We start from the raw sequence: 5,834 nt of genomic DNA, 5'->3' as shown, positions 1-5,834 counted from the left end.
CCTATACGTATTTTGTCACTACGTTACAAAATACATAGGGCTCTGCGAGGCTTTTCGGCTCCGCCGAGCCATGCCCTGCATGGCAAAAAACAAGACCTTGGGCCTTGCCCAAACCCACTGGGGAACTCTTCCCCAGACCCCATTAATCGAACTCCCCAACCCCTCAATCCTTGAGGGGCTCCCTCGCCGGTAGGCAGGTCAAAAGGTGCACTTTTGACACACCAAGAGGGTCTTGGTGCAGTGAGTCCGTCAACTCCTTATCCTCCCTGCGGTCCGGTACCGTTGACAGACACCATACGGGGCTTTCTCGCCGTTGTGAGATGTTACCCCTTACTTAAAAGACCTTTGGTTGCCTTTAAGGCAACAGAACCGCCTTAAGGCGCTCCTAAAGCCCTAATTGCTTGCTAGCAAAATCAAATAATCGTTCGTTGATCCCTTATCAAATTAAAAACATTGTCGAATTTCGTCTTTTTCTTAGTTCTTAAGAATTAAGAAAAAGTTTTAAACAAATACTAGCGTTAAAACGACAAAGGACTTATTTCTCGTATGAAAATAAAATTTATAAAAAAGATTAACACTATGTATTTTAGTGCTATAGCAGGTTTAATCTTAACAACTGCTTATACAACAATATTAATGATTTTCGTAACTAAAACTTACAATAAAGTAAAGTGAATAACAGTATCTTGGCTTTTATTTTGCTGTTATTGTTTTAGTGTTTTATATTTTCGTTAAATCCTTATTTTTAAAATGAAGTGTATAATATGGGGTAGCGTCCCGAAAATGCGGATTTACAACGGTTAGCTGTTTTCAGCATTAAAAATGAAGGATTTAACAACGATAAGACTTTTGAGACAAGTCATACGAGACACTAGCAAGCTTTATTTGACGCAAAATCGGTTAAGTCTCAATAGATTAAACCCTATTGGAACAAGGTTTATTTCCTTAGCGTTGTTATTACGCATAATCCTGACGCTACCCCAATATTTAGACGACTTTATGCCGAGAAAACTTTTTGAAAAAGAAAAGAACCCTAAAATAAACTTAAAGCGCAAGCGTTCGGATAGCGCTAGCTATTAAACCGAACGATTGACACGCTTTGGGTTTTTAGGGTTCAAAGTTTCTATTCAAAAAGGAAATTGGAATAAAAACCAAATTAATTAAACTGTTTATTTTTTATCTATAAACTAATCCGCCATCTGTTAAAATAGATTGACCAGTTATATAATCTGAATCTTCCGAAGCTAGGAATGATACTAAATTTGCTACATCTTTAGGTTCTTGATATCTTCCTAATTTTATAGCACTTGAAAATTTTTCAAAAGCATCTCCAGGATTTAAATTTTCATCATATTTAACCATTTCTTCATCGATTCTTTCCCACATTTTAGTTTTTGCCACTCCTGGACAATAAGCATTAACGTTAATTTTATACTTTGCTAATTCTTTAGCTGCAACTTGAGTGTATGATCTAACTGCGTGTTTAGTAGCTGAATATGTACCTAGCATTTCGTAAGATTCGTGACCTGCTATACTACAAGCGTTTATTATTTTACCTTTTGTATTTTGTTTTATAAATTGTTTTGCAGCTGCTTGGGTACCATAAACAGTTCCAAATACATTAATATTAAATAATTTATTAAGTTGATTTTCGTCTATTTCTAAGAAAGGTGTTACAGCATCCACACCTGCATTATTAATAAAAACATCTAATTTATTAAATTCTTTTACAGTAAATTTAACTAGTTCTTCTTGTTCTTTTTGTTTTGAAACATCACTTTTGAAAGATATTACATTATATCCTTTTTCTTTGAATTCTTTTTCTGTTTCTAGTAACAAATCATTATTGATGTCTTGAACAACGATATTAAAACCATCATTTGCTAATCTTTCAGCTATAGCTTTACCTAAACCACCTGCTGAACCTGTTATTATTGCTACTTTATTTTCTGAGTTCATATGCTTATGTCTCCTTTTATATTTAGTGCTTTCAATAAAAATTGTATTCTTTAAAAAAAATTAAGCAATATTTATGTTTTTTTCTTGTTTTTTCTTATCTTGATGCCTTGTTGCTGTAAAGCTTTATCCATGGCCGACACGCCTTGTAAGCCCTCGCTTACTCTCAAAATTCGGAACGTAATTGATATGTAAATGGGGGTTCGCTTCATCATCATACAAGACCATGTTATAGACTGCTAAATTGGGATTTCTTTCTTGAAACTCCTCTGCATACTGCACTAGTGCCGCTTTCTTCAAAGGCCGGTATTCCTCGCCATCTTTCCCCTCTCCAATGGCAACAATAAGCTCCCTTTGTTCATGCGTTTTACTGTCCTTTCGAATTTTCTCGTAATAGTCCTCAATCTTACGGTCTTTCCTACTTTGCTTCGCATTGTAGGCTTCGACCGCTTCACCGAATACCTCTTGATAAACGTCTCGAATATCCCTTTGAACAAAGTAAATATTTTCGTTTAGCCTGGACGAATCAATGCCAGGATTCCCATGAATATTTTCTCGGTTATTATGTGCCATATTGCTTTTATGAGATTGATTAAACGAGATAGAAGCCAACATAAAATATCACCACTTCGCCCAAAATTATTGATAAACCAAGTCTAGCAAAGCGACGACGTTTGTCAATTAGCATAACCCTATACGTATTTTCCTATACGTATTTTGTCACTACGTTACAAAATACATAGGGCTCTGCGAGGCTTTTCGGCTCCGCCGAGCCATGCCCTGCATGGCAAAAAACAAGACCTTGGGCCTTGCCCAAACCCAGCTGGGGAACTCTTCCCCAGACCCCCTAATCGAACTCCCCAACCCCTCAATCCTTGAGGGGCTCCCTCGCCGGTAGGCAGGTCAAAAGGTGCACTTTTGACACACCAAGAGGGTCTTGGTGCAGCGTATCTGTCAACTCCTTATCCTCCCTGACGGTCCGGTATCGTTGACAGATGCCAGGTATGGCCCCTCTGGCCATCGCCAGAGATGAGCCATATTAAAAAGCCTTGCTAGCGCCAAAAACGCTGCAGAGGGCATTTATGAGCTTCTGGCAAAGGGTTGGTTTTTTGGGTTTCCCCCTTGTTTTAGGGTGGAAGGCGCAGGCTGGGGTGAATTGGCGAGAGCCAAGAGGGGCTAGCCCCTTATTGCGTAGATCCATAAGGCAAAAGAAAAAAATTATGAACGGTAGCACTGGCGGTTTTGGCGGTACAATGGCACGAGCAAGCCGATTGCCTTAAATCCTCGTTTTAGGTACGTCGGCTTGGCGACAGTTCAGCACCGCCAAAATTTCGGAATGCAAGGGGGAAAGGGTGGAGATTTTTTGAGTGGGTTTCTCAAAAAATACTACCCGTACCTTGCATGGAGAAAAGCCCTTATATAGAGAGTGAGAGTGTAACAACCTTATAGAGTTTAAAAAAGACTGTTATATCAAGGGTTTTTAGAGGTTTTCTTTGTTATCAGATTAGATAACATTAGTTATCAGATTTGATAACAAAGAAAATCGAAAAAAAAGAGCCAATTTTGGCTCTTAAAATAGTTGAACTGGAAAGTCTTTAAGTAGTGCTTTTGCATTGATAAATAAGGCTTTTAAAGTTTCCTCGATATTGTCTTTATCTCCTGAATACAAAAGATTAGGATTGATGAACAAAGCATATGTACGAACATTAACGTTTTCCCTTTTGTGTCCTTCACCTTTTACAATAATCCCTTTTTCAACTAATCCTTTAACAATTCTACTAACCGTAGAACGGCTTGTTCCAAGTCGTTCCGCTAATTGACTTTGATTTAGAGGAACAGGATTTTTTGAAAGAATATCGTCTACTAAACAATTACTTTTAAATCCTAAAAATCTTTGAATCCTTAATAAAAATAGCATTTCTTCATCAGTAAAATATTTATTTTCAAGAGCATAATCCCAATTACTTTGAATCAATTGAACAAACCTCACTTTCGATTGTGGTGAGCGTTTAGTCCCTATGTAAAGGTCTTTTCCAGTAGCTTTACTTAATAATTCCATAGCATTTTCAATCAAATCTTGAGAAATCCCCCCATGATCTAAAGCGTACTGAAGCTTTTCCAAATCAAAATCTTTTTTTCTAGCATTTCTTTCAGCTTGGTCAAAATTCACAATTTTTGTCATAAAATAATTCTCTCCCTTGGTGGAAGGAATTAGTCCGATTATGATATAATATATATATCTAAATTAAATATAAAGGGACTAATTCCCTTGTCCTTTGTAATACGAGACAACCGCCTGCCGTCCAAAGCATGGGCGGTTTTTCTCGTTTCTAGTAAATTATAGCAAATTAATAGATTCCCTGCATTATCGCTCCATTTCCCAATCATCACGACTGCGCCTTTGCATTTTCTTCTCCCTCTGTTCACGCTCTTTATCCTGCTTCATCGACTCATTGACATCCTTAACCAAATTGAATTTTTGAGCAAGGGAATTCATCAAATCAAAGGCTTTCGGAACGTTCTCTTTAATAAAATCCACGCACATGGATTTAAACTGTTTTATGCGCTGCGTTAAATCCTTAATTTGTTCTTGCTGCTGTTCAATGACCATATCCTTTTCCTCATGTCGGCGTTCAGACGATTCTAACGCCTTTTTCACCTTCTCATGTTCGGCTCTTGGAACAAAATCCTCTGTTTGAACAGGAATAGCTTTTTTGGCTCTCTCCAGTTCTGCAGAAAGGTAATAATTATTGACGTTGGCCTTTTTCAAGTGTTCCGCCACAATATCAAAGTTTTTAGCCAAACTCTTGTGTTTTTCCAATGATTCTTTTTGACTGACCAACATTTTATCGTAATCGGCTTTCTTGATTTTGACATACCTTCCGAGCATGTCCGTATTAGCTTCTGGCTCATAGATCGGCTCAACTTTGGGAGCCTTATATTGAGGCATCTCTGCTAGTTGTTTAGTCGATTGGGTCAACGTCTTTCCACGCTCTTTAAACTCTCTCACAATAGCCCTCTGAGCTTCATATTCGGTTTCTAAGGCCTTTTTAGAAGATTGAAGGTCATCTATATGGTTAATCGCTTTTACAATCTCCTGGCGCTTTTTAAGCCCCTCTGCTTCGATTTGCTTCAAAGCTTCTTTGGCTTCTTTGAATTGAGGAACTTTCATGTACTTGTGGGAACCGACATTGGCTCTTTCAAAATCGGGAATATGAGCCTTCGCCAGCTCCTCAATGCGTGCGGTCTCTCGCTCACGCCAATGCTTAATGAGTTCTGTCCCTTTTCCTTCAATGCCTTGTTGTTGTAAGGCTTTATCCATGCCGACACGCCTTGTCAGACCCCTTTTGCTTTCAAAGTTCGGAACGTAATTAATATGCAAATGGGGATTCGCTTCATCATCATGCAACACCATGTTATAGACTGCTAGATTCGGATTTCTTTCTTGAAATTCCTCTGCATACTGCACCAATGCAGCCTTTTTTAAACCGCGGTATTCCTCACCGTCTTTTCCTTCTCCAATGGCAACAATCAATTCCCTTTGTTCATGCGTTTTACTGTCATTGCGAATCTTCTCGTAATAGTCCTCAATCTTGCGGTCTTTCCTACTCTGCTTTGCATTGTAGGCTTCCACCGCTTCACCAAAGGTATCCTCATACACTTCTCGAATATCCTTCTGAACAAAATAAATATTTTCATCTAGCCTGGACGGATCAATGCCAGGATTCCCATAAATATTTTCTCGGTTATTGTGTGCCATGTTACTTTTGTGAGATTGATTGAAAGAGATAGAAGCCAACATAAAATATCACCACTCCGCCCAAAATTATTGATAAAACAAGTCTAGCAAAGCGACGAAGTTTGTCAATAAGAGTAAC

The 5,834-nt window shown here is 38.3% G+C and carries 3 protein-coding genes and 1 pseudogene; all 4 read right to left on the bottom strand.

Features of this window, described 5'->3' with window-relative positions:
* Window positions 1–1,176: 1,176 nt before the first annotated feature.
* The 4 genes and pseudogenes from MKY81_RS21010 to MKY81_RS20995 all read right to left on the bottom strand — a co-directional run bounded on the left by MKY81_RS21010 (window position 1,177) and on the right by MKY81_RS20995 (window position 5,758).
* Window positions 1,177–1,959, bottom strand: a complete 783-nt coding sequence (locus MKY81_RS21010; protein WP_327826148.1) for an acetoin reductase — start codon at window positions 1,957–1,959, stop codon at window positions 1,177–1,179.
* Window positions 1,960–2,057: 98 nt separating this feature from the next.
* A pseudogene (locus tag MKY81_RS21005) lies at window positions 2,058–2,571 on the bottom strand (plasmid recombination protein); the annotation flags it as partial.
* Window positions 2,572–3,526: 955 nt separating this feature from the next.
* Window positions 3,527–4,138, bottom strand: a complete 612-nt coding sequence (locus MKY81_RS21000) for a helix-turn-helix domain-containing protein (RefSeq protein ID WP_340995795.1) — start codon at window positions 4,136–4,138, stop codon at window positions 3,527–3,529.
* Window positions 4,139–4,321: 183 nt separating this feature from the next.
* On the bottom strand, window positions 4,322–5,758 hold the full coding sequence (locus MKY81_RS20995; protein ID WP_340995794.1) for a plasmid recombination protein: 1,437 nt from the start codon (window positions 5,756–5,758) through the stop codon (window positions 4,322–4,324).
* Window positions 5,759–5,834 lie beyond the last annotated feature (76 nt).

The sequence above is a fragment of the Heyndrickxia sp. FSL W8-0423 genome, from assembly GCF_038009395.1.
In the GTDB taxonomy this organism is placed as follows: Bacteria; Bacillota; Bacilli; order Bacillales; family Bacillaceae_C; genus Heyndrickxia; species Heyndrickxia sporothermodurans.
This window is presented reverse-complemented; position numbering and strand designations above follow the sequence as displayed.

Bases quoted from the DNA above. Each gene is read 5' to 3' on its own strand.
- MKY81_RS21000 (WP_340995795.1), bottom strand. From the start codon at position 4,138: ATGACAAAAATTGTGAATTTTGACCAAGCTGAAAGAAATGCTAGAAAA.
- MKY81_RS20995 (WP_340995794.1), bottom strand. From the start codon at position 5,758: ATGTTGGCTTCTATCTCTTTCAATCAATCTCACAAAAGTAACATGGCA.
- MKY81_RS21010 (WP_327826148.1), bottom strand. From the start codon at position 1,959: ATGAACTCAGAAAATAAAGTAGCAATAATAACAGGTTCAGCAGGTGGT.